The organism is Pseudomonas sp. WS 5412 (genome assembly GCF_012985615.1).
GTDB classification, from domain to species: domain Bacteria; phylum Pseudomonadota; class Gammaproteobacteria; order Pseudomonadales; family Pseudomonadaceae; genus Aquipseudomonas; species Aquipseudomonas shahriarae.
The window spans coordinates 35,124-56,438 of sequence record NZ_JAARMB010000022.1 but is presented as its reverse complement, the minus strand read 5'-3'; the positions used below and the strand labels follow the sequence as shown (position 1 = coordinate 56,438).

The window sequence follows — 21,315 nt, the reverse complement described above, 5'->3', positions numbered from 1 at the left end:
ATCGCAGCCTCGCCGGGGCTCGACAGCTCCCACATTGATCTCCCTCCAGTGTTTCAGAACCGTAGGGTAGCCCCGGTGGTCAGCCAGCGGTCGCGATCCCCGGTCAGGTTGCGTCCGACCACCAGGTCCACATCGACTTGCTGACCCAGATGCACCCGCGGCCCAGCTTGCCAGGCCTGGTCGCCGCCTTGCTGGCCATAGCGTTCTGCCAATAGCGTCAACGAGTCCGCCAAGCGGTATTCCAGGCCTGTGCCCCAGGTCAGTCGGTGATTTTGTTCGCCATTGTCATAGGTATGGGCCCAGCCGGCATTGAGGTTCAAGCGTAGCGTCTGAGACGCTTGCCAGGTCAGCGGCAGGCCCAGGTCTGCGCCGTCGAATGGGTGCCGGCGATCCACCGCGATATGCGCTGCCGCCGCCCAGGCGATCTCCACGCCGGCATCCTGCCAGGCCCACAATGAGCCCTTGAGCTGCGGGCTGAGCTGGGTCTGCTCAGGGTCATCCTCGAGGGCGGCGCCCCATTGCAGGTTGGGCATTGCGCGGGATGTGCAGGCGGCGGAGAGGGTGGTGTGCGATGTCGAGCGGGTGTAGCCGCCGTCGATATTGCATTCGCCGGGGGCGTTGATGGCGCCATCGTCCACCACATAGGAGCCACCGGCGGCGAAGGCCTTGGACAGCAGGCCGAGCACCAGGAGGGCGCCGATAAAAATCAGGTTGCGCCGCAGCGCCCGTTGCCGCGATGCCGGTAGCCAGTCAAAGGCAGCAAGGAAGGTGTGTTTGTGCATGGGGTCATGCTCCAAATGAACAGAATTATCTGTAGCGATGGTGCTGTTAGAGTGGGCTGGGTGTGGCAAACCTGTCTGCCACACCCAGCCCGGTCACAACAGCAAACTCAGTACCACTGCTTGAAGCGGCGGATGTAGATCGTCTTCATCAGTTGTGCCACGCAGCAGTAGGCGAGCAAGGTGCCGACCAGCCAAGGGAAGTAGGCCCAAGGCAAGGGTTGCAGGCCCACGATCGTGCCCAGGGGCGAGAAGGGCACATAGATCCCCAGGGCGATGACCAGGCTGGTCATCATCAACACCGGCCAGGCGGCGGTGCTCTGGAAGAACGGGATCTTGCGGGTGCGCAACATATGCACCACCAGGGTCTGGGAGAGCAGCCCTTCGACGAACCAGCCGGACTGGAACAGGGTCTGCATTTCCACACTATTGGCCGCAAACACGTACCACATCAGGGCAAAGGTGGTGATGTCGAAGATCGACGAGGTCGGCCCGATCCAGATCATAAAGCGCCCGATGTTCTGCGCGTCCCACTTGCGGGGCTTGGCCAGGTACTCCTTGTCCATCTTGTCCCACGGCAGGGCCAGTTGGGAGATGTCATACATCAGGTTCTGCAGCAGCAAGTGGATCGCCAGCATCGGCATGAAAGGGATGAACGCACTGGCCACCAGCACCGAGAACACGTTGCCGAAGTTGGAACTGGCCGTCATGTTCAGGTACTTCATGATATTGCCGAAGGTCTCGCGCCCTTTAAGCACACCTTCTTCGAGCACCATCAGGCTCTTTTCCAGGAGGATGATGTCGGCCGATTCCTTGGCAATATCAGTCGCGCTGTCCACCGAGATGCCGACGTCGGCATCGCGCAGGGCTGGTGCATCGTTGATGCCGTCGCCGAGGAAACCCACGGTGTGACCATTGGCCTGCAAAGCCTTGAGCACCCGGGATTTTTGCAGCGGCGTCAGCTTGGCGAACACCGTGCGTTGCTCAACCTCCTGCTTGAGGGTCGCATCGTCCATGGCTTCGATATCCGCGCCGAGCAGCGGCTCGCCAGGCTCCAGGCCAACCTGGCGGCAGATGGTGCGGGTGACCACGGCGTTATCGCCGGTCAACACTTTGACCGCGACTCCGATCTCTTGCAGCGCAGCAATCGCCGGGCCGGCGGTTTCCTTCGGTGGATCGAGGAAAGTCAGGAACCCGTGGATCACCAGGTTGCGTTCATCGGTGGGAGTGTATTGCTGGCGCGCCAGGGCCTTGGGAATGTTGCGGGTGGCCACCACCAGCACGCGTAAGCCGTCCTCGTTGAACTCGTTGGCGGTGTTCAGCAGTTCCTGGCGACGACGCTCGTCCAGGGCCACGGCGCTCGCGCCTTCCATCACATGGGTGGCGATAGCGAGCATTTCCTCCACAGCACCCTTGCACACCAGCAGGTGGTCGCCGTGGCTGTCCTTGACCACAATCGACAGGCGCCGACGGACAAAGTCGAAGGGCAGTTCATCGACCTTGCTGTAGGCAAACGGCACCTGGAACTTGGGGTTGTGCTGGGAAAACGCGAGCACCGCCTGGTCCATCAGGTTCTTCATGCCGCTTTGGTGATGGCTGTTGAGCCAGGCCAGGGACAGCACCTGGTCGTCCCGCTGGCCGAAGGCGTTGACGTGGTGCTCGAGGATGATTTTGTCCTGGGTCAGGGTGCCGGTCTTGTCGGTGCACAGCACGTCCATCGAACCGAAGTTCTGGATCGCGTTGAGGCGCTTGACCACCACTTTGCGCTTGGCCATGGCATTCGCGCCCTTGGCCAGGTTGGCGCTGACGATCATCGGCAGCATTTCCGGGGTCAGGCCCACGGCCACCGCCAGGGCAAACAGGAATGCGTCGCCCCAGTCGCCCTTGGAAAAGCCATTGAGGAAAAACACGATGGGCACCATCACCAGCATAAAGCGGATCAGCAGCCAACTGACGCTGTTCACCCCACGGTCAAAGGCGGTCTGCACCCGGGAGCCGACGATGGCCTTGGCCAGCGAGCCGAAATAGGTGCGTGGCCCGGTCGCCACCACCACCGCCTGGGCGCGGCCGCTGACCACGTTGGTGCCCATGAAGCAGATGTTGGGCAGATCCAGCAGGTTGCTCTGGTCGGCAGCGCTGAGGGTGGCGGATTTTTGCGTGACGTCGCCCAGGGTGTCGTATTTTTCCACGGGCAAGGCTTCGCCGGTCAGCACGGCCTGGCTGATAAACAGGTCGCGGGACTCGATCAGGCGGATATCGGCCGGGATCATGTCGCCGGCCGACAACTGCACGATATCGCCGGCCACCAGTTCACGCATCGGCACTTCGCGCAGGATGGGTTGGGCGCCGACCTGCTCGCGGCGCAGCACCGTGGCGGTAGTGCGCACCATGGCCTTCAGCGCCTCGGCGGATTTGGCCGAGCGATGCTCCTGCCAGAAGCGCAGCAGGCTGCTCAGGGCGACCATGGTCATGATGATAATGACCTTGGTCAGGTCGACTTCCTCACCGGCGCGCAGCGGCAGCCAGTAGTCGGTGACAAAGCTGATCACCGCCAGGGTCAGCAGCACATAGATAAAAGGGTTGTTCAGGGCCTGGAGGAATTGCACGACAGCGTGGGGCGGCTTGTCGTGGGCTACTTCGTTATAGCCTTCGCGTTGCAGGCGGGCGCTGGCATCCAGTTCGGTCAGGCCGTCCTTGGTCGCCCGGACGTTGGCCAGGGTGGCTGCCAGGCCGTTTTGCGCTTCGCGGGCGGCACGCATCGACAGTTTGCTGTCATGGGTGGCGCGGTGCTTGTTGGGCAGTTGCGTGGTTTTTACGGCGCTCATAGTGTGTACTCCTGTCGACATACTCATTACTTGCCTGGCGGGCAGGCGAGCACGAGCATGCCGAGTCGCAATTTTTGCGATCAGTTCTAATAACTTTAAAGAGGTGAGTTAATTAACGGGCGCGCAGAAAACTGCCGCTGGCTTAGTTCGCAAAGAACGCCAGTTAATTAATTGACCAACTATCAGGAAGTTGCTGTTTCCAGTCGGCTTATGCCGCGTGCGCGCTCAACAACAGGCGCACGTGAACAGGCAGGCTGGAAACGTTCCGTCTCTGTGGATCTTGAGGGTCGGCATGGTCCCATTGCTGGACCAGGTGGCCGGTGGTGGGGCACAGGCGCCAGTGAGCACGCAGGTGCACCGGGCTGATACGCGGGGAGGGGCAGGCGAGGGCCATGCGCGCGGGGGCAACGCCCCGGGAAACACGGCACGGCGCGGCACGCAGGGCTGAAGCCAGCGTGCGTACATCAGGTAGAACAAGGGTCTGGAAATTCATAACACACCTCGGGACCGGACTGGCGCCGGCTCAAGGCAGTTACGTTGGAGCATCAAGCTCTAGCGCAGCTTACCCGGCCTGGAAGGCGAGTCCCGTCTTTACTCTGGGTTTGGCGTCCGCCCCCTGTATTCACGGGGAGCGGACAGCGACTAGATACTGTGTCCATTGGCTTCTTTTGTGAGGTTGAAATAAGGCCCGAGTTGCAGGCACGGGCAATCTACTCAGGCAGGTAGGGGATGTCAATCAATAATGAACTTGTTTGGGCGCTTGTTCAGACTTCATTCAGATTGGCGTTATATATAAGTTCATACACTGTAGGCGGCCAATAACGCCAGATACATCAATACCAGGCCGCAGGCGCCATGGCTGATTCGCTGCCAAGTTGGCGAGGCGTTCTTTCGCAAGACATTCACCAAGCCCGCAATCAGAAAACACGACAGGATCGACGCCAGCATAAAACCGGCGAAAAACATCAGGGTCTGACCGTGACTCGGGGTGGTGCCGACGATGCCTGCCAGGGCACTGCCCAGGGCGCCCCAGTACACAATGTTCTTCGGGTTGGCCAAGGAGAGGGTTGCGCCGACCATCAGCGCGTTGCGCCCGGTGCTGGCCGGGGCGCTGTCGGGTTGTGGCAGGTGCCAGGCATCCAGCAGGCTGCGCAGACCGAGCCAGGCCAGGTACAGCGCGCAAACGGCGGTCAGGGGCACGCGTACCGCGTCGTGCTGGATCAGCAGGGCCATGCCGATCAGGCCGATCACCGCCCAGGTCGCATCGCCCACCAGCGACCCGACCTGCACCAGCAATGCCGGGGTGAACCCATGCAGCAGGCCGCGACGCAGGGTCTCTGCCAGCACTGCGCCAGGGGACAGGCAAAATACAAAGCCGAAGACCAGCGCGGAAAAAAAGATTGTCAGCATCACCCCCCCAAAATCAATCACGCACCTTCGCCGACACGTCGGCTGCTACAGGTCAGTTTGCTGCTGCGGGCGCTGAGTTGTATTGGACCGGATTGCGCTCTGATAACGGCCAGGGGTAATGCCATACGCCGCACGGAAGTGCCGGTTGAGGTGGCTCTGGTCGGCAAAACCCACTTCATGGGCGACTTCAGCGGCGCTCAGGCCGCTGCGCAGCAGGCCTTTTGCTCGGCGGGTACGCAACTGCATGGCCCACTGCCGGGGGCTCAGGCCGGTTTCTTTCTGGAAGGTGCGCAGGACGTGGAATTTCGACAGGCCCAACTCGTCGCCCAGGGTATCCAGTGCCACGCCTTGATGTAACTGCGCAGCGAGTAGTTCCTGAGCCTGGGCCACCATCCACGACCCGCCGCTGGCGCTACTGGGCAAGCGCACACCACTGAGCCTGACCACTTCGCCCAGCAGCAACACCAGGGCGTCTTCACTCAGCCCGCAAACCAGTGGGTCGGCGCTTAATGCGCCCTTGGCGGCCTGGGCCAGTTGCGCCGCCAGTTCCGGGGCAAAGCACAGCGCACGATCGAACTCCAGGTGCGCCAGCCCAATGTCGGCGGCCAGGCGATCGGCCCCGGCGTACAGGCTGACAAAGTGCCAGGGTGCCCCCTCGGCCGCGCCGCCGCCCTGAATCTGGCCGGGGTTGTACAGGGTGATACTGCCCGGCCCGGCCTCAAAGGTGCGCCGGTCCAGCCACACCTGCTCGGCGCCGACCAGGTTGACGCCAATCACGCACTCGTCGTGACTATGCCGGGCAAAGGTCAGGCCGGTGCAGGTGGTGCTGCTGATTTCGTAAGGGCCCAGCCAGGCGTGGTGCAGGGAACTCATGGGGTGGGCTCAGTGGCATCGGGTGCAGCAAAGCATACGCGTTTACCTGCGTTCAGATCGACCGTTGATTGACCCGGTCAGACAGCGCTTGAGCATCTTCCTTGCGCTCAGAATAGCGCTGCACCAGTTCCGGATGCTCACGCACCAGCAGGGTGAACTTGACCAACTCTTCCATGACATCCACCACGCGATCATAAAGGGCTGAAGGTTTCATCCGGTCCTGATCGTCGAACTCCATGAAGGCCTTGGGCACAGATGACTGGTTGGGGATGGTCAGCATACGCATCCAGCGCCCCAGGACGCGCAGTTGGTTGACAGTGTTGAAAGACTGCGAGCCGCCGCAGACTTGCATCACCGCCAGGGTCTTGCCCTGGGTTGGGCGGATGGCACCCAGTGCCAGGGGTACCCAGTCGATTTGCGCCTTGAACACTGCTGACATCGAGCCGTGCCGTTCCGGTGAGCACCACACCTGGCCTTCGGACCATTGCATCAAGGCCAGTAGTTCCTGGACCTTGGGGTGGTCGTTTGGAGCATCGTCCGGCATTGGCAGGCCGGCGGGGTTGAAGATCCGTGTCTCGGCGCCTAGATGCTGAAGCACTCGCGCCGCTTCTTCCACCAGGAGTCGGCTGAAAGAGCGCGTACGGTTGGAACCATAGAGCAGGAGAATCCGTGGCCGTTGTTCGGTGTCAGCGTGAAGTGGGGTGCTCAATGTGAGGTCGAGGTTGGGCAGGGTGGTCATGACATTCTCCGCTTATAACAAGCCAATACGATCCAGCTCAGCCTTGATCTGTGCCGCATCGAGGCGGCTGAACGGGAGGTCGAACAGCGCCCGGCAACGGGTTTCGATGATCTGCAAGGTGGCCTGGAAGGCGGCGTCAATCTGCGCCTCGTCGCCGTGTAGGTCCGACGGGTCCTCAAGCCCCCAATGCGCCTTGATTGCCGGGCCAAAGTACACCGGGCAGGCTTCCTGGGCGGCTTTGTCGCACACGCTGATCACAATGTCGGGTGGGCTGTCTGCAAAGGCCTCGTTGCCCTTGCTGTACAAACCGTCGGTGCTGATGCCCGCGGCCTGCAATGTACTCAGGCTGCGTGGCAGGACCTGGCCCTTGGGAAAGCTCCCGGCGCTGATGGCATGGAACCCTGGCGGGGCCAGGTGGTTGAACAGGGCTTCGCTGAGGATACTGCGGCAGCTGTTGGCGGTGCAGATGAACAGGACTTTCATGACAATTCTCCGTTAAACACTCAGGCGCAGGGCCAGCGCCGCCAGGGTAAGCAATAGCACCGGCAAGGTCAGGACGATGCCGACCTTGAAGTAGTACCCCCACGTAATATGGATGCCCTTGCGCGCCAGGATATGCAGCCAGAGCAACGTCGCCAGGCTGCCGATCGGGGTGATCTTCGGGCCCAGGTCGCTGCCGATCACGTTGGCGTAGATCATCGCCTCCTTGACCACGCCCACGGCATGGCTGGCCTCGATGGACAGCGCGCCGATCAGCACCGTCGGCAGGTTGTTCATCACCGAAGACAGCAGCGCCGTCAGCAGCCCGGTGCCCAGGGCCGCGCCCCACACGCCGTAATCGGCGAAGGTGTTGAGCCAGGTGGCGAGGTAGGTGGTCAGTCCGGCGTTGCGCAGGCCGTAGACCACCAGGTACATGCCCAGGGAGAAAATCACGATCTGCCAGGGCGCTTCCTTGAGCACCTTGCGTGTGGAAATCTTGTGGCCTTTGGCGGCGATCACCAGCAGGAGCAGGGCGCAGGCGGCCGAGATGGCGCTGATGGGAATACCCAGGGGTTCGAGGGCAAAGCAGCCGACCAGCAGGATGCCCAGCACCCACCAGGCCGCGTGGAAAGTTGCCGGGTCATGAATGGCACTGGCCGGTTCAGGCAGGTCGGCGGGGTCATAACTGTGCGGGATGTCACGACGGAAGAACCACAGCAGCACGGCCAGGGTAGCGGCGACGCTGACCAGGTTGACTGGCACCATCACTGCCGCGTACTGGTTGAAGCCGATGTTGAAGTAGTCCGCCGAAACGATATTCACCAGGTTGGAGACCACCAGCGGCAGGCTGGCGGTGTCGGCGATAAACCCTGCGCCCATCACGAAGGCCAGGGTGGCGGCGGGTGAGAAGCGCAGGGCCAGAAGCATCGACATGACAATCGGTGTCAGGATCAGGGCCGCACCGTCATTGGCGAACAGTGCCGAGACCAGCGCCCCCAGCAGCACCATATAGGCGAACAGCCGGCGGCCACGGCCGCGCCCCCAGCGCGCGACATGCAGCGCGGCCCAGGCGAAGAAGCCGGCCTCGTCGAGGATCAGGCTGATGATGATCAGGGCGACGAAGGTGCCGGTGGCATTCCAGATGATCTGCCACACCACGGGGATATCCGCCAGGCTGATGACACCGCAAGCCAGGGCCAGGATCGCGCCTATGGATGCGCTCCAGCCAACCCCCAGGCCTTTGGGTTGCCAGATGACCAAGACAATGGTGACGAGAAATATCGCGAAGGCGATCAGCATAAACGTGTTCTCCAGGGGTCAGCAGCAGGTGCTGGCGCGTTGCGGTCGGTCACCCATTGCAGCCAGGCGCTGTGCGTCGCTTTGCAGCCAGGCTTGATTGGCTTGCAAGGTGGTCTCCAGCACCGTGTTCACCCATTGCGGCAACTGGGGGTTGAGGCGGTAGTAAATCCACTGGCCCTGGCGACGGTCTACCAGCAGCGCGCAACTGCGCAGTTGTGCCAGGTGACGGGAAATTTTTGGCTGGCTGTCATCCAGGGCATGGATCAGCTCGCAGACGCACAGCTCGCCTTCGCGCAGGATCAACAAGATCAGCCTGATGCGTGTCGCATCGGCCAGGCATTTAAAAACGTCTGGGGGGGAGAACGGATCGCTCATGATCGGCGCCACTAAACATATGAGGATTCGAATATACGGATATCCATATGTAGTGTGCAACGAATATCCCGTTGATCCAGGTCAAGGGTCTGGGGATTGCCGGCAAGTGACTGAAATTAAAATGAAACACAACTGTCCTAAAGTGCCCGCCATTGATGAAAAAGGAAGTAACCGTGTGACCCGTGCCACTCGCAACCTGCGCAAGACCCTCGATTCCGTCGCGGACAACAACGAAACCGCGGCCTTCGATTTGATGCGCGCTGTCGAAAAACTCAGCGATGAAGTGCTGCGCCAGCGCCTGCTCAACACCATCCACCGGCTCAACCAGGATGCCCACGAACTGCGTGAGGCCAGGGATGCGGTGGAGCGGGTGTCGGTCAAGCTGGCCTGATTCGGCGGCTTAGCCGCGCGCAAGATCATTCAAGACAATCGCTGCGCTGGCAGGCATGCTTACGGGCTGTTTGCCGATGAGCCTGTTGTCCATGCCTACTGCCTTACCGCATTACGCTTTCGCCCGTGGCGCGATTGCGATTATTCCCCTGTCGCTGGCCTGTGCCCCATGGGGCCTGTTGGCCGGTTCCCTGGCGATTGACGCCCAGTTCACCCCGTTGGAAAGCCAGGGCCTGTCGGCCATTGTGTTTGCCGGTGCGGCGCAGTTGGTGGCGATTGGCATGGTCAAGAGCGGCGCGAGCCTGATCGCCATTTTGCTCACCACCTTGCTGCTGACCTCTCAGCATCTGCTGTATGGCATGCATATGCGCAGCACCCTGTCGCCCTTGCCGGCGCGGTGGCGCATGAGCCTGGGCTTTTTGCTGACCGACGAGTTCTTTGCCCTGGTCAGCCAATACGACCGCCAGACCTTCAACCGCTGGTATGCCCTGGGCGTGGGCCTGACGTTCTACGTGGCCTGGAACCTGTTCACCCTGGCCGGCATCGTGCTCGGCAAGAGCATCCCCAACCTCGATCAACTGGGCCTGGAGTTCTCCATCGCCGCGACCTTTATCGCCTTGATCACCCCGGTGGTGCGTGATGTGCCGACGGTGGTGTGTGTGGCGGTGGCCCTGCTGTTTTCGGTACTGCTCAGCTACTGGCACTGGGAGTCGGCGGTGGTGGTCTCGGGGTTGTTGGGCATGAGTGCAGGCTATGCCTGCAAGCGCTTGGGAGTGGGGCAGCGATGATTTTTGTGATGATTATCGGCATGGGCCTGGCGGTGTTTTTCAACCGTTATCTGTTTCTTGAGCCGCGCTTGCCGGTTCGCCTGAATCGCGGCGCCCGGGAGTTTCTCGGTTTTGCGGTGCCCGGCATGTTGACGGCGATCTGCGGGCCGATCATTTTCCTGGCCGAGCACAAGCTCAACCTGAGCCCCACCAACCCCTACCTGCTGGCCGGTATCTGCGCGGTGGCCTTGATGTTCTGGACGCGCAGCGTCTTGACCACGGTGCTATCAAGCATGGCGCTGTTCTATCTGTTTCGCTGGTTGTTGTAGGCAGTGGTACAGTCGCGTTTTTTTCAAGGAAGCGATGGCATGCGGAAGGTGGTGATAGGTGCGTTGGTCCTGGCGGCGCTGGCCGGTTGCGCAGGTTCGAAGATGAAAGACGCACGCGCAGGCGCGCCCTATAAAACCCTGGCCTCTGACAAGGCCGCGCTGGTCGTTGCCCAGTGCATCCAGTTCGGTTGGCAGGACGAAGCGGTGTTCGGCGTTGATGCCGGAGGCTTTATGGAGCCGGCGCAAGGCGGTGGTCATACGGTCTACACCACGGGCGGTGACTACTTTGTCGATGTGCGCAGTGCCGGCGCCAGCACCACCGTCAGTTACTACGCAGCCGAAGATAATTTCGCTGCCAAGCGTCGCCTGGCGGCCTTGGCGACCTGTCTGTAGTTTGTTTCCTTAGATTTCTTCAGAAATGCCCGGCGGACACACCGCCGGCTTTGCCTTAATATTCTCGCGCTCGCCCAACATCATGGCTCTTTACCAGTACATGGACGTCGAGGCCTTGTGTTGGGCGGGCACCTTTTCAGCGTGGCATATAACCCAAGTGCCAACGCCGTGGAATCTTCAGCGACAGCAGGCCCAGTAGCGCCGACAGCAGGCCGCTGACCAGCAGGGCGCGAATGCCCATCTGATGCTCCAGCAAAGCGCCGATCACCGCGCCGACAAACATCCCGGCCCAGGGAATCAACTGTACGCGCCAGCCATCGCGACGCTCCCCCAGCATCCAGCGCCCCAGCCCCCGACCGAACCGCGACAGCGCGCCGGTCACGTAAGTCAGCCCCACAGGCAGGCCATTGACCTGTTCCACCGCCGCATTGAGCATGCCCATGGCAATGATCGCGGCCAGCACGGCGGGCAGTTGTTCGGCCAGCGGCCACGCTGCTGCCCCGCACAACAGCGTGGCAATACACAGCAACAGCGGTAACGCGTGGCGCTTGCTGATCCGGCTGATGATCACACCCAGGGCGTTCCCCAGAATAAACGTCGCCACCAGCAGCGTCAGACGTCCGGTCAGCCCCAGGTCGCCTTCACTGATCGCCACCGCCAGCCGCGTGGTGTTGCCGCTCATGAACGAGACAAAATCGCCACTGGCCATAAAGCCAATGGCGTCAGTCATGCCGGCCAGTACCGAGAGGCTGGCCACCAGCGCCAGGCCAATGCGCCCGCGCCATTTGTGCTGGTGCTGCAGGACGGTATTGACCAAGGGTTTCGGGGAGGAGGGCAGCACGGCGAGAGGTTCCTCAATGAGATTATCCGGCCACTACCGTAGGACGCTTTCCTCTGAACTGCAATGACTTGGAACATCTTCAGTTCACCTCCAAGCGCCAGCCCATGGCGTCCCAGGTCAGGACGTGAGTCGGCTTGAGTGCCTGCAGAAATGCCGCGTCATGGGAGACCGCAATCAGCGCGCCGCTAAACCCTTGCAAAGCCTGTTCGAAGGCCATTACCGACTCCAGGTCCAAATGGTTGGTGGGCTCGTCCAGCAGCAGCAATTGCGCCGGGGTCTTGCGCCATAAGGCAATCGCCATGGCGGCCTTCAACCGCTCGCCGCCACTGAGCTGGCTGATGGGTTGGGTTACGCGCAATGCGTCCAGTTGCAACAGGGCCAGGCGGGTGCGCAGCTCGGCTTCGGCCAGGGGCGTGTCCATCAGTTTGAGTTGTTCGACGATCGACTGCCGGTCATCGAGCAGCGTCAACTGTTGATCGAGATAGGCACAGGGTACGTGCACCGTGCAGGTGCCGCTGACCGGTTGCCATTGGCCGGCCAGCAGCTTGAGCAGGGTGGACTTGCCGCAACCATTGGGCCCGTGGACTGCGACCCGTATTGGCCCACACAGGCTTGCGTTGATAAAGGTGCTCGGCGCGTGGGGAGCGAGCCAGGGCAGTTGGCAGTCGGTCAGGGTTAGCACTTGGCGGCCAGCAGGCAGGAGGGTGCCGGGCAAGGCGAGGAAGGTCGGTGTTTCGTCCACCACCCGTTCATGGGCCGAGCGCACGCGTTCGTTCAACACCTGTTTGTGTTGCACATGGGCGCTGCGCACGTTGCTGACGATTTCGTTGGCGGCGCCTTTCCAGCGGGATTTGGTGAAGGCATCGACGTTGGCGGTCTCGGCATGTTTACGGGCGCTCGCGGCGTGGCGCTGGAAGCTGTCGAGGTCTTTTTTCAGGCGCTGGCGCTCGCGGCGCCGATCCAGGCGGGCATGTTCCAGGGCGGCCTGGGCGGCGTGCTGCTGGGCATCGCGCTGCGCCCGGTAGTCGTCGTAGTTGCCGCCGTAGAGCCGGGCCCCGAGGGGCGACAGCTCGATGATTCGCCCCAGGGTGTTGAGCAGGCGCCGGTCATGACTGACCACCACCAGGGCGCCGCGCCAGGCGTTGAGAGTCGCCAGCAGCCAGTCGCGACCGGCGCTGTCGAGGTGGTTGGTGGGCTCGTCGAGAATCAGCAATTGCGGGGCGCGAAGTAAGGCACCTATCAGCGCGACCCTGGCCAGTTGGCCGCCACTGAGTTGTTCGGCGGGCTGGTCGGGGCTGATCTCGGCCAGGCCAGCGGCGTCCAGTGCCTGGCGCAGGCGTTCGGCCAGGTCCCAGCGGTCATCAATCAGTTCCAGGTCGGCAGCCTGCGCTTGACCCCGGGCCAGGCGTTCAAGGGCGGCCAGGGTTTGTGCGCAACCGCTGGCCTGGGCCACGGTCTGTCCCGGTAACAGCTCAATGGTCTGTGGGACATAGGCGATACGGGCCGATGATTTGATCACGCCACAGGACGGAACAAGCACGCCTGCCAGCAGGCGCGCCAATACGCTCTTGCCCATGCCATTACGGCCGACAATCCCGGTAGGGGTGTAATCAATAGACAGGTTGAGGTCTTCCAGCAGAATCTCGCCATTGGCGAACTGAAAACCCACGTGATGCAAGGAAACAAGTACAGGCAGCCGGTTGACGTCAGTCATCAGCACCTCCAGAACAATGTGGCACAAGCCAACAAGCGCGCCAGGCGGCTCGTTGCGTTTACATGTTGGAAGGCTTAGTTGTTCACGTCGGCGGTCGTCCTGCGGTCGGAAAGGACCGGTAGCCTAGCGCAGTTGCGTCATTTTTCCTACATCGGTGATGCCGCCGTCTGCAGTTGCTCAAGAAACATCGCCAGCCCCACCTCTTCGGCTTTCAAGCCCTTGCGCACCCTGGGCCTGGGCAGTTTCGCCAGCCCGCCCTGGCTGAAGTGCTCCAGCACCGCCGGGTGGATGTAGCACTTGCGGCACACCGCCGGGGTGTTGCCCAGTTGCCGGGCGACGTTCTTGACCATCTCCACCACGTGCCTTTTGGCATCCGACTCCGGCTGCCACGCCAGCTCCCGCAACACCGCCAGGGCCAGGGCGCTGCCGGCCCAGGTGCGATAGTCCTTGGCGGTAAAGTCGGCGCCGGTGAGGCTGTGCAGGTAGGCGTTGACGTCGGTGGAGCTGACGGTACGCCGCTCGCCGTTTTCGTCCAGGTACTGGAACAGGTTCTGCCCCGGCAACTCCAGGCAGCGCTTGAGCACGGTGGCCAGGCGCCGGTCCTTGATGCTGACCTGATGCTCGACACCGCTCTTGCCACGGAACTGGAACTGGATTTCGCTGCCCTTGATATCCACGTGGCGGGTGCGCAGGGTGGTCAGGCCATAGGAGCGGTTATCGCGGGCGTATTGGCTGTTGCCGACGCGGATCAGCGTGGCATCGAGCAATAACACCACGGTGGCCAGGACCTTCTCCCGATTGAAGCCCGGTGCGTCGACTTGCGCTTGCAGTTGCTTGCGCAATTTGGGCAGCGCATTGCCGAACTGCTGCAGGCGCGAATACTTGTCACTGTCGCGCACCTCGCGCCAGCGTGGGTGATAACGGTATTGCTTGCGGCCGCGCGCATCGCGCCCGGTAGCCTGCAGATGGCCCTTGGGGTCGGCGCAGATCCACACGTCGGTATAGGCCGGCGGGATGGCGAGGGCGTTGATCCGCTGGATTTCGTCGGCGTCGGTCAGGCGTTGGCCGTGGCTGTCGAAATACTGGAACTTGCCCCGCAGTTTGCGGCGGCTCAGGCCCGGTTGGCTGTCATCAACGTAGTGCAGGTCACGGGGCAGGTCGGCAGGCACGGTGGAGTCGGGCATGGGGCAAAGTCCTTGGCAATAAATCAGGCCGGTATGGCTGATTGACCGCAGCGTTGCGCCGTCCGTTCAAGCCAGTACCGCGACCGCCTTGATCTGTGCCCACAGTGCCTGCCCTGGATGCACGTGCAACTGGTCCCGCGAGTAACGGGTGATCCGCGCCAGCAACGGCGTGCCCGCAGCATCCAGCCGCACCAGCACATGGGCACTGTTATCGGCAGGGATCTCCTGGATCACGGTCACGGGCAAGCAGTTGAGAATACTGCTGTGCTCCCCGGGTTGCAGGCTGAGGCTGACATCCCGGGCGCGAACCTTGAACCGCAAGTGTTTGCCCGGCGCCAGCGGTGTATGGGCCACGCGCATTTGCAATGGGCTGTCGGGCAATTGCAGGGTCAGCAACTGGTAGTGGGCGTCGTGGCTGCTGACCGTGCCGTTGATCACCACGCCGGCATCGTCGCCCAGGGCCAGCGGCAGGTCGAGCCGCGCCAGGGTTTCGCCAATCGGGCCGCTGGCCAGGGCCTTGCCCTCGCTGAGCAGGACAATGTGATCGGCCAGGCGCGCCACCTCATCCTGGGCATGGCTGACGTACAGCACCGGGATTTCCAGTTGGTCGTGCAGGCGCTCCAGATAGGGCAGGATCTCGCCTTTGCGCTGGCTGTCGAGGGCAGCCAGGGGTTCGTCCATCAGCAGCAATTGCGGGCTGGTGAGCAGGGCGCGGGCGATGCCGACACGTTGGCGCTCACCGCCGGACAAATGCTCGGGATGGCGATCCAGCAGGTGGCCAATGCCCAGCAGTTGCGTGGCCTGGGCCATGTCCACACGGCGTTGGGCCTTGGGGATACGCTTGAGGCCGAACTCCAGGTTGGCCAGCACCGACAGGTGGGGAAACAGGCTGGCCTCCTGGAATACATAACCGAGGGCACGTTTGTGCGGCGGTACAAACACCCCGTTACGGCTGTCTTGCCAGACCTGCTCGTTGATTTGCACAAACCCATCACCGGCCCGCTCCAACCCGGCAATGCAGCGCAGGCAGGTGGTCTTGCCCGAGCCGGAGTGCCCGTAGAGCGCGGTGACGCCACGCCCCGGCAGCTTCAGGTCCACGTCCAGGGCAAACCCGGAATACCGCAGTTGCAGGCGCACTTCGATCATCGACATCAGCTCCAGCCCGCTTTGGTTTTACGGCTGGAGTAGAGCGCCAGCAACACCAGGAAAGAAAACACCACCATGGCCCCGGCCAGCCAGTGGGCTTGGGCGTATTCCATGGCTTCGACGTGATCGTAGATCTGCACCGAGACCACCCGGGTCTTGTCGGGAATATTGCCGCCGATCATCAGCACCACGCCAAACTCACCCACGGTATGGGCAAAACCGAGGATTGACGCGGTGATAAAACCGGGCCGGGCCAGGGGCAGGATCACCGTGAAAAAGGTATCCCAGGGGTTGGCCCGCAAGGTGGCGGCGACTTCCAGGGGGCGACTGCCGATGGCCGAGAACGCGTTCTGCAACGGTTGCACCACAAACGGCATGGAATAGATCACCGAGCCAATCACCAGGCCGGCGAAGCTGAAGGTCAGGGTGCCCAGGCCCAGCCATTGGGTGAACTGCCCGAGGTAGCCATGGGGGCCCATGGTCAGCAGCAGGTAGAAGCCAATCACCGTGGGCGGCAGCACCAGCGGCAGGGCCACGATCGCGCCGATGGGGCCGCGCCACCAGGAGCGGGTGCGCGATAGCCACAGGGCAATCGGAGTGCCGATGACCAGCAGAATCACGGTGGTCAGCGACGCCAGTTTCAGGGTCAACCAGATCGCAGAAAAATCGGCACTCGATAGGGGCATTTACAGTTGATAACCGTAGGATTTGATAATCGCGGCAGCTTTTGGCCCCTTGAGGTAGTCAACCAGCGCCTTGGCGGCCGGGTTGTCCTTGCCTTTATTGAGGATCACCGCGTCCTGTTTGATCGGGTCATGCATCTGGCCAGGAACGATCCACGCCGAGCCGCTGCTGACTTTGCCGTCTTTATAGATCTGCGACAAGGCGACAAAGCCCAACTCGGCATTGCCGGTGGACACAAACTGATAGGCCTGGGTGATGTTCTGGCCTTCGACCAGCTTGCTCTTGACCTGGTCGGTCAGGCCCAGCTTGGCCAGCACCTGGGTGGCTGCGAGGCCGTAGGGGGCGGCTTTCGGGTTGGCGATGGACAGGTGCTGGTATTGGTTTTTCTGCAGCACATCGCCCTTGGCATCCACATAACCTTCCTTGGCCGACCACAGCGCCAGGGTGCCGACGGCATAGGTGAAGCGCGAGCCCTTGACGGTGTCGCCTTCGCTCTCGAGCTTTTGCGGGGTGCTGTCGTCGGCACTGAGAAATACTTCAAACGGCGCGCCGTTCTTGATCTGGGCGTAGAACTGCCCGGTAGCCCCGTAGGCGGCGACCAGGGTGTGCCCGGTGTCTTGTTTGAAGTCGGCGGCGATGGCCTGTATAGGGGCGGTGAAGTTGGCGGCGACGGCTACCTGGACTTCATCGGCGTGGGCCGAGCCCAGGGTGAAGAGGGCAAGCAGGGTGGCCAGGCCTGGGGCGCGAATCATCATGCAGCAGCTCCTTGGGGTGCCGACGTGGCGGCTTGTTATAGGTAATCGCTATGTATGGGAATATATAGCGCTTCGCCATCGTCGGTACAGTGCAAAGTTGTCTCAGGGGCTCAGCGCTTATTAAGTTGCGCCAGGGCCTGCCGGGCCAGGTTCAGCGTCAGCTCGCGGGTGGACAGGTCCTGCCCCAGGCGCAGCGCCTGGCCGGCCCACAGGCTACTGAAGTCGGCTTCATCCAGGGCGCGCAAAGGCATCAAGGCACCGCCGGCCAATGGAAACGCCGGCGCCGCTGGGTTGATCGGCCCCAGTTCGCGCATCACCCGATTGACGATCCCCCGCGCCGGGCGCCCGGTGAACAGGTTGGTCAGGGCCGTTTCGCTGGCCTGGGCGCTGTGCAATGCCTGATGGTGGGCGGGGGTGATAGTGGCTTCGGGCGTGAACAGATAGGCCGTGCCGATCTGCACCGCCGAGGCGCCGAGGGCGAACGCGGCAACCATGCCCCGTGCATCGCCAATCCCACCGGCCGCGATCACCGGCACACTGACCGCATCGACGATCTGCGGTACCAGGGCCATTGTGCCAATTTGGCTGGTGAGGCGATCGCTGAGAAACATCCCGCGATGCCCACCGGCTTCATAGCCCATGGCAATGATTGCATCGCAACCGTGCCGCTCCAGCCAGATCGCTTCTTCGACAGTGGTGGCCGATGACAGCACTTTTGCCCCGGTGGCCTTGACCCGGTCCAGCAGGGCTTTTTCCGGCAGGCCGAAGTGGAAACTGACTACCTCGGGGCGGAACTCTTCCACCACTTCGCAACTGGCAGTGTCGAACGGAGCGCGGTTGGAGACCGGGGTCGGTGCGTCAAAATCGGCCCCCAGTTCACGGTAGTAGGGCTCCAGCATCGCCTTCCACTGGCGGTCACGTTCGGGGGCAGGGACTGGTGGCTGATGGCAGAAGAAATTCACGTTCAACGGTCGGGCACTGGCCTGGCGAATGGTGCTCAGCGCCTGGCGCAGTTGCTCGAGACTCAAGGTGGCCGCCGGCATTGAGCCGAGGGCGCCGGCCTGGCTTGCGGCAATCACCATCTGCGGGCTGGTGCTGCCGGCCATGGGGGCCTGGATGATCGGCAGGTCAATGCCCAAGAGGTCAATAATCCGCGTATCTGGCCAGGTGCTCATGGTTCGCTTCTCCAGTGGTGGAACGCCCGGGGAGGGCTGCCCGGCATTTTTAACAGGGGCGGCCAGGGCAAGGCCAGTCTGTATTATTCACTGGACGCAGGCGCCGGTTCATGCACGGTGCGGCGTTCGCGCTGGAGCAATTGCTGCTTGCGCTCCACCCCCCAGCGGTAGCCCGAAAGATGACCATCGCTGCGTACCACGCGGTGACAGGGAATCGCCACGGCCAGGCGATTGGCGCCGCACGCCTGGGCCACGGCGCGAAAGGCGCTGGGCGCGCCGATGCGTTGGGCAATCTCGGCATAGCTGGCAGTGCTGCCTAACGGAATGTCGCGCAGCGCCTGCCAGACACGCTCCTGGAACGCGGTGCCGCGCAGGTCCAGGGGCAGGTTCAGGCCCAGGGCGGGCGCTTCGATAAAACCCACCACCTGGGCAATCAACTGTTCAAAACCGGGGTCGGCGCCGATTAGATTGGCCTGCGGGAACTGGTCCTGCAGGTCGCGCGCCAGTTGGTCCGGGTTGTCGCCCAGGAGGATCGCGCAGACCCCGCGATTGCTTTGCGCCACCAGAATCGCCCCCAGGGAGCACTCGCCGATGGCAAAGTGGATATCGTTATGGATGCCGCCGGCCTTGTAGTCGCTGGGTGTCATGCCGAGCAACTGGTCGGCAGACGCATAGAAGCGGCTGTTGGAGTTGAAGCCTGCGTCGTACAGCGCGTCGGTCACCGACTGGTTGTCCTGCAGGTGAGCCCTGACCTTGCGTGAACGATGGGCCCGCGCATAGCCCCGCGGCGTCAGCCCGGTCAGGGTCTTGAATACCCGGTGGAAATGGAAGGGGCTCAGGCCGGCGCCGTTGGCCAGGTCTTCCAGGGCGGGCAGGGTCTCGGCCTGTTCGATATGGCGGCAGGCGGCGGCGACTAGGTGCGCATGGCGTTGCGCGACCTGGGTCTGATCGGCCGAGGTGCGTTTATTTGGGCGGTACCCGGCGGCTTCGGCTTGCTGCGGGGTGTCGAAGAACTCGACGTTCTTGCGCAGCGGCTGGCGTGCGCTGCTGCTGGGACGGCAATACACCCCGGTGGTCTTGACCCCATAGACGAAGGTCAGATCGGCCGTAGCGTCACGGGCAACAATGGCCGCCCAGCGCAGATCATCTTCAGTGCTCATGGCAATAGCTCGGCAATGGATCAGTGGCCAGGATAATCACCGGGGAGGGGCCGCACACTCCGTTGCTTGCGGTTGAATTCACCGGGGTCAGCCGGCCGTGCGAAACGTCAGGTTGATCCGTTGTGGCCCCATGCGCGGGTGCGCGCCTTCCTTGATCGGCAGCACCCCATGAAAACGCAGGCGGTCAACGCCGCCCCAGACCGCCACGTCGCCATGGAACAGCGAGATCTTTTGCGTCTTGTCGCTGCGTTGATGGCCACCAAACAGAAACACCGCCGGCAGGCCCAGGGACAGCGAGACCACTGGCGCGTTGTAGTCGCGCTCGTTCTTGTCCTGGTGCAGGGACATCCTCGCACCCGGCACATAGCGGTTGATCAGGCAGGCGTCCGGCGCAAAACCGTCGAAGCCCGCAGCGCTGGCCGCGTTGATCGCCAGTTCGCGCAACACCGCCGGCATGCTCGGCCAGGGCTGCTGGCGCTCGGGGTCGAGGGGGCTGTAGCGATAGCCCTGGGGGCTGGTGGTCCAGCCCAGTGCGCCGCAACTGCTCAGGGCCGCCGACATGGTATAGCCACCGGGGGTGACCATATGCCGGAACGGGGACTGGACCAGGACAGCACGCAGCTCGGGCAAGACACGTTCAAGCCAGGGTAGGGCATAGCCCCTGAGGACGTAGGATTGTTCGCCGATTTGCTCGCGACGGGCCGGTTGCTGCAAGGCCTCGTCGCTGAACAGGTCGCCGGTGGAATGAGGGTCCATGTTGCACAATCACTCCGCTGCTGGTGATGGTTTACAGGGCCTTGCTCACGGTGATCTCAGTGATTTCGTCACTGGCATCGTGGATTTTCGCCAAGGCCGCCTGGGCTTCTTCGGTGCTGGCCGACTGCAGTTGGGCAAATTCAAAACGGCGTTCGCCGTTGAGCTTGTACTTGATGACGTATTTGGTGGTCTGGTTCACGGGCATTCCTGTGGTGTAAGGCTGCGCAATCAGCTGAGTTTGGTGCTGGTGCGGCGAACAATGCGGATTTTATGGGACAAGGCCGGCTTGCGGGTAACGCTGATGGCACGGCGTGTCACCACATCCAGGGTGATGTTCCAGAACCCGGTGCTTGGCGCGGTGATCTTGGCCGGGAATTTGTCGAACGCGCCACCGTGATACGTGTGGCGACCACCATTTTTGAAGCTGCGGAAATTCGCATCGCTCATCAGGCGGATATTGCAGGTCTGCGAGCATTCAATGACGACAATGTCCCCTTCGTTCAAGTGTTCGCGCTGGTGGATGAATTTCATGGGGGGTGTCTCCAGAAGGGCTTTTTCTGAAAAATCAGAACGATACGTGGGTTAAGATGGAGTTTATCAGCCCCAGCACGTTTATTATCGGGTCGTCGTCGGCGTCTTCGACAATTTAAAACAGTTATTTACCGATATATCAGGGATAAATCCTACGTTGGCGGGAGAAAAATACCATCTTCGCTGTCGTAGGGTCTTTATCGGAGGTTTTGTATGAAGTGGAGTGTATTGGTTCTGGCCCTGGCAATAGGTGGATGTGCTTCGGTTTCAGACATCAAGCAGACACCGCCAACCCTGGCGGTTATCTCCGGGAAAAAACCGCAGGAATACGCGGCGTGTGTGGTGCAGAAACTGTCGGCGACCCGTCGCCCGTCGCAGATCGAGCCGCTCAAGGAAGGTGTGCGGGTAATTGTGCCGCAGAAATTTTCGGCTGACCCGTCGGCCATTTTCGAGATTGAAGACCGCTCCAGCGGTAGCAGCATCAAGCTCTACGAGAGCATGTCCAATGTGCCGATTCGTCCGGGTGATGTGAAGAAAGCTGCGGAAGACTGCATTTCCGGCTGAGTCCACCTCACCGCTCATACGCGATCAACTCCGATCAAGAAGCCTGGCCTGCGCTTGCAGTGCCGGGCTTTTTATTGCCTGAAATTTCTTACCCAGCGGTTGTGACTGTCAGCCCATTACCCTACCATTTGTAGGCTTATGCATTG

Annotated in this window: 25 protein-coding genes; 5 read left to right on the top strand and 20 right to left on the bottom strand. The window is 62.1% G+C overall.

The window, feature by feature from the left end; all coding sequences use genetic code 11:
• Positions 1–53: 53 nt before the first annotated feature.
• The 9 genes from HBR94_RS23700 to HBR94_RS23660 all read right to left on the bottom strand — a co-directional run bounded on the left by HBR94_RS23700 (position 54) and on the right by HBR94_RS23660 (position 8,780).
• The gene (locus tag HBR94_RS23700) at positions 54–782 is read right to left on the bottom strand and encodes a hypothetical protein (protein WP_170045643.1); all 729 of its coding nucleotides are present in this window, start codon (positions 780–782) and stop codon (positions 54–56) included.
• Positions 783–889: 107 nt separating this feature from the next.
• A complete protein-coding gene (gene mgtA / locus HBR94_RS23695; RefSeq protein ID WP_170045642.1) occupies positions 890–3,604 on the bottom strand; it encodes a magnesium-translocating P-type ATPase in 2,715 nt (904 codons plus the stop codon).
• 208 nt (positions 3,605–3,812) lie between these two features.
• Positions 3,813–4,097: a hypothetical protein gene (locus tag HBR94_RS23690; protein ID WP_143110443.1), complete on the bottom strand. Its 285-nt coding sequence runs from the start codon at positions 4,095–4,097 to the stop codon at positions 3,813–3,815.
• A gap of 305 nt (positions 4,098–4,402) precedes the next feature.
• Entirely contained in the window at positions 4,403–5,014 is a 612-nt protein-coding gene (locus tag HBR94_RS23685; protein ID WP_170045641.1) for a LysE family transporter, read from the bottom strand.
• A 45-nt stretch (positions 5,015–5,059) separates the two neighbouring features.
• The gene (locus HBR94_RS23680; protein ID WP_170045640.1) at positions 5,060–5,887 is read right to left on the bottom strand and encodes an AraC family transcriptional regulator; all 828 of its coding nucleotides are present in this window, start codon (positions 5,885–5,887) and stop codon (positions 5,060–5,062) included.
• Positions 5,888–5,939: 52 nt separating this feature from the next.
• On the bottom strand, positions 5,940–6,626 hold the full coding sequence (gene arsH / locus HBR94_RS23675) for an arsenical resistance protein ArsH (protein WP_170045639.1): 687 nt from the start codon (positions 6,624–6,626) through the stop codon (positions 5,940–5,942).
• 12 nt (positions 6,627–6,638) lie between these two features.
• A complete protein-coding gene (locus tag HBR94_RS23670) occupies positions 6,639–7,109 on the bottom strand; it encodes an arsenate reductase ArsC (protein ID WP_057959592.1) in 471 nt (156 codons plus the stop codon).
• 12 nt (positions 7,110–7,121) lie between these two features.
• Positions 7,122–8,405: an arsenic transporter gene (locus HBR94_RS23665; RefSeq protein WP_170045638.1), complete on the bottom strand. Its 1,284-nt coding sequence runs from the start codon at positions 8,403–8,405 to the stop codon at positions 7,122–7,124.
• Between the two features lie 18 nt (positions 8,406–8,423).
• Positions 8,424–8,780, bottom strand: coding sequence for a metalloregulator ArsR/SmtB family transcription factor (locus HBR94_RS23660; protein WP_170045637.1), 357 nt, complete (start codon positions 8,778–8,780; stop codon positions 8,424–8,426).
• A gap of 175 nt (positions 8,781–8,955) precedes the next feature.
• Here HBR94_RS23660 and HBR94_RS23655 point away from each other — a divergent pair, with 175 nt between their 5' ends.
• The 4 genes from HBR94_RS23655 (at position 8,956) to HBR94_RS23640 (ending at position 10,659) form a co-directional block, all read left to right on the top strand.
• The gene (locus tag HBR94_RS23655) at positions 8,956–9,171 is read left to right on the top strand and encodes a hypothetical protein (RefSeq protein ID WP_003212603.1); all 216 of its coding nucleotides are present in this window, start codon (positions 8,956–8,958) and stop codon (positions 9,169–9,171) included.
• 91 nt (positions 9,172–9,262) lie between these two features.
• Complete coding sequence (locus HBR94_RS23650; protein ID WP_057440118.1) at positions 9,263–9,958, top strand: AzlC family ABC transporter permease; 696 nt, start codon at positions 9,263–9,265, stop codon at positions 9,956–9,958.
• On the top strand, positions 9,955–10,266 hold the full coding sequence (locus HBR94_RS23645; protein ID WP_057440036.1) for an AzlD domain-containing protein: 312 nt from the start codon (positions 9,955–9,957) through the stop codon (positions 10,264–10,266). The genes HBR94_RS23650 and HBR94_RS23645 overlap by 4 nt, the downstream gene beginning before the upstream one ends.
• A gap of 39 nt (positions 10,267–10,305) precedes the next feature.
• Positions 10,306–10,659 (top strand): hypothetical protein, encoded by a 354-nt coding sequence (locus HBR94_RS23640; RefSeq protein ID WP_057440037.1) that lies wholly within the window; start codon positions 10,306–10,308, stop codon positions 10,657–10,659.
• Between the two features lie 136 nt (positions 10,660–10,795).
• On the opposite strand, the gene HBR94_RS23635 is transcribed toward HBR94_RS23640, so the two are convergent.
• The 11 genes from HBR94_RS23635 to HBR94_RS23585 all read right to left on the bottom strand — a co-directional run bounded on the left by HBR94_RS23635 (position 10,796) and on the right by HBR94_RS23585 (position 20,605).
• Positions 10,796–11,500, bottom strand: coding sequence for a YoaK family protein (locus HBR94_RS23635; RefSeq protein WP_057440038.1), 705 nt, complete (start codon positions 11,498–11,500; stop codon positions 10,796–10,798).
• 79 nt (positions 11,501–11,579) lie between these two features.
• Entirely contained in the window at positions 11,580–13,214 is a 1,635-nt protein-coding gene (locus HBR94_RS23630) for an ATP-binding cassette domain-containing protein (RefSeq protein ID WP_170045636.1), read from the bottom strand.
• 146 nt (positions 13,215–13,360) lie between these two features.
• Positions 13,361–14,398 carry a DNA topoisomerase IB gene (locus HBR94_RS23625; protein WP_057440040.1) on the bottom strand — a complete coding sequence of 346 codons (1,038 nt, stop codon included), beginning with the start codon at positions 14,396–14,398 and terminating at the stop codon, positions 13,361–13,363.
• A gap of 66 nt (positions 14,399–14,464) precedes the next feature.
• On the bottom strand, positions 14,465–15,544 hold the full coding sequence (gene modC, locus HBR94_RS23620; RefSeq protein ID WP_170045659.1) for a molybdenum ABC transporter ATP-binding protein: 1,080 nt from the start codon (positions 15,542–15,544) through the stop codon (positions 14,465–14,467).
• A 5-nt stretch (positions 15,545–15,549) separates the two neighbouring features.
• A complete protein-coding gene (modB, locus tag HBR94_RS23615) occupies positions 15,550–16,230 on the bottom strand; it encodes a molybdate ABC transporter permease subunit (protein ID WP_057440041.1) in 681 nt (226 codons plus the stop codon).
• Complete coding sequence (modA, locus tag HBR94_RS23610) at positions 16,231–16,983, bottom strand: molybdate ABC transporter substrate-binding protein (RefSeq protein WP_169990248.1); 753 nt, start codon at positions 16,981–16,983, stop codon at positions 16,231–16,233.
• Between the two features lie 110 nt (positions 16,984–17,093).
• Complete coding sequence (locus HBR94_RS23605; RefSeq protein WP_170045635.1) at positions 17,094–18,158, bottom strand: nitronate monooxygenase; 1,065 nt, start codon at positions 18,156–18,158, stop codon at positions 17,094–17,096.
• An 83-nt stretch (positions 18,159–18,241) separates the two neighbouring features.
• Positions 18,242–19,318 (bottom strand): bifunctional DNA-binding transcriptional regulator/O6-methylguanine-DNA methyltransferase Ada, encoded by a 1,077-nt coding sequence (ada, locus tag HBR94_RS23600; protein WP_170045634.1) that lies wholly within the window; start codon positions 19,316–19,318, stop codon positions 18,242–18,244.
• A gap of 87 nt (positions 19,319–19,405) precedes the next feature.
• Entirely contained in the window at positions 19,406–20,074 is a 669-nt protein-coding gene (alkB, locus tag HBR94_RS23595; RefSeq protein WP_170045633.1) for a DNA oxidative demethylase AlkB, read from the bottom strand.
• 31 nt (positions 20,075–20,105) lie between these two features.
• Positions 20,106–20,273, bottom strand: coding sequence for a hypothetical protein (locus HBR94_RS23590; protein WP_162947682.1), 168 nt, complete (start codon positions 20,271–20,273; stop codon positions 20,106–20,108).
• A 29-nt stretch (positions 20,274–20,302) separates the two neighbouring features.
• Positions 20,303–20,605, bottom strand: a complete 303-nt coding sequence (locus tag HBR94_RS23585) for a DUF1883 domain-containing protein (protein WP_003173824.1) — start codon at positions 20,603–20,605, stop codon at positions 20,303–20,305.
• A 213-nt stretch (positions 20,606–20,818) separates the two neighbouring features.
• Here HBR94_RS23585 and HBR94_RS23580 point away from each other — a divergent pair, with 213 nt between their 5' ends.
• A complete protein-coding gene (locus HBR94_RS23580; RefSeq protein ID WP_057440046.1) occupies positions 20,819–21,169 on the top strand; it encodes a hypothetical protein in 351 nt (116 codons plus the stop codon).
• Positions 21,170–21,315 lie beyond the last annotated feature (146 nt).

Excerpts from the sequence above, each read along its gene's own strand:
- HBR94_RS23700 (WP_170045643.1), bottom strand. The coding sequence starts at position 782 with ATGCACAAACACACCTTCCTTGCTGCCTTTGACTGGCTACCGGCATCG.
- HBR94_RS23680 (WP_170045640.1), bottom strand. The coding sequence starts at position 5,887 with ATGAGTTCCCTGCACCACGCCTGGCTGGGCCCTTACGAAATCAGCAGC.
- HBR94_RS23670 (WP_057959592.1), bottom strand. The coding sequence starts at position 7,109 with ATGAAAGTCCTGTTCATCTGCACCGCCAACAGCTGCCGCAGTATCCTC.
- ada (WP_170045634.1), bottom strand. The coding sequence starts at position 19,318 with ATGAGCACTGAAGATGATCTGCGCTGGGCGGCCATTGTTGCCCGTGAC.
- modA (WP_169990248.1), bottom strand. The coding sequence starts at position 16,983 with ATGATGATTCGCGCCCCAGGCCTGGCCACCCTGCTTGCCCTCTTCACC.
- modC (WP_170045659.1), bottom strand. The coding sequence starts at position 15,544 with ATGATCGAAGTGCGCCTGCAACTGCGGTATTCCGGGTTTGCCCTGGAC.
- HBR94_RS23630 (WP_170045636.1), bottom strand. The coding sequence starts at position 13,214 with ATGACTGACGTCAACCGGCTGCCTGTACTTGTTTCCTTGCATCACGTG.
- HBR94_RS23625 (WP_057440040.1), bottom strand. The coding sequence starts at position 14,398 with ATGCCCGACTCCACCGTGCCTGCCGACCTGCCCCGTGACCTGCACTAC.
- alkB (WP_170045633.1), bottom strand. The coding sequence starts at position 20,074 with ATGGACCCTCATTCCACCGGCGACCTGTTCAGCGACGAGGCCTTGCAG.
- modB (WP_057440041.1), bottom strand. The coding sequence starts at position 16,230 with ATGCCCCTATCGAGTGCCGATTTTTCTGCGATCTGGTTGACCCTGAAA.
- HBR94_RS23585 (WP_003173824.1), bottom strand. The coding sequence starts at position 20,605 with ATGAAATTCATCCACCAGCGCGAACACTTGAACGAAGGGGACATTGTC.
- HBR94_RS23685 (WP_170045641.1), bottom strand. The coding sequence starts at position 5,014 with ATGCTGACAATCTTTTTTTCCGCGCTGGTCTTCGGCTTTGTATTTTGC.
- arsH (WP_170045639.1), bottom strand. The coding sequence starts at position 6,626 with ATGACCACCCTGCCCAACCTCGACCTCACATTGAGCACCCCACTTCAC.
- HBR94_RS23605 (WP_170045635.1), bottom strand. The coding sequence starts at position 18,158 with ATGAGCACCTGGCCAGATACGCGGATTATTGACCTCTTGGGCATTGAC.
- HBR94_RS23650 (WP_057440118.1), top strand. The coding sequence starts at position 9,263 with ATGCCTACTGCCTTACCGCATTACGCTTTCGCCCGTGGCGCGATTGCG.
- HBR94_RS23690 (WP_143110443.1), bottom strand. The coding sequence starts at position 4,097 with ATGAATTTCCAGACCCTTGTTCTACCTGATGTACGCACGCTGGCTTCA.
- HBR94_RS23645 (WP_057440036.1), top strand. The coding sequence starts at position 9,955 with ATGATTTTTGTGATGATTATCGGCATGGGCCTGGCGGTGTTTTTCAAC.
- HBR94_RS23580 (WP_057440046.1), top strand. The coding sequence starts at position 20,819 with ATGAAGTGGAGTGTATTGGTTCTGGCCCTGGCAATAGGTGGATGTGCT.
- mgtA (WP_170045642.1), bottom strand. The coding sequence starts at position 3,604 with ATGAGCGCCGTAAAAACCACGCAACTGCCCAACAAGCACCGCGCCACC.
- HBR94_RS23665 (WP_170045638.1), bottom strand. The coding sequence starts at position 8,405 with ATGCTGATCGCCTTCGCGATATTTCTCGTCACCATTGTCTTGGTCATC.
- HBR94_RS23640 (WP_057440037.1), top strand. The coding sequence starts at position 10,306 with ATGCGGAAGGTGGTGATAGGTGCGTTGGTCCTGGCGGCGCTGGCCGGT.
- HBR94_RS23660 (WP_170045637.1), bottom strand. The coding sequence starts at position 8,780 with ATGAGCGATCCGTTCTCCCCCCCAGACGTTTTTAAATGCCTGGCCGAT.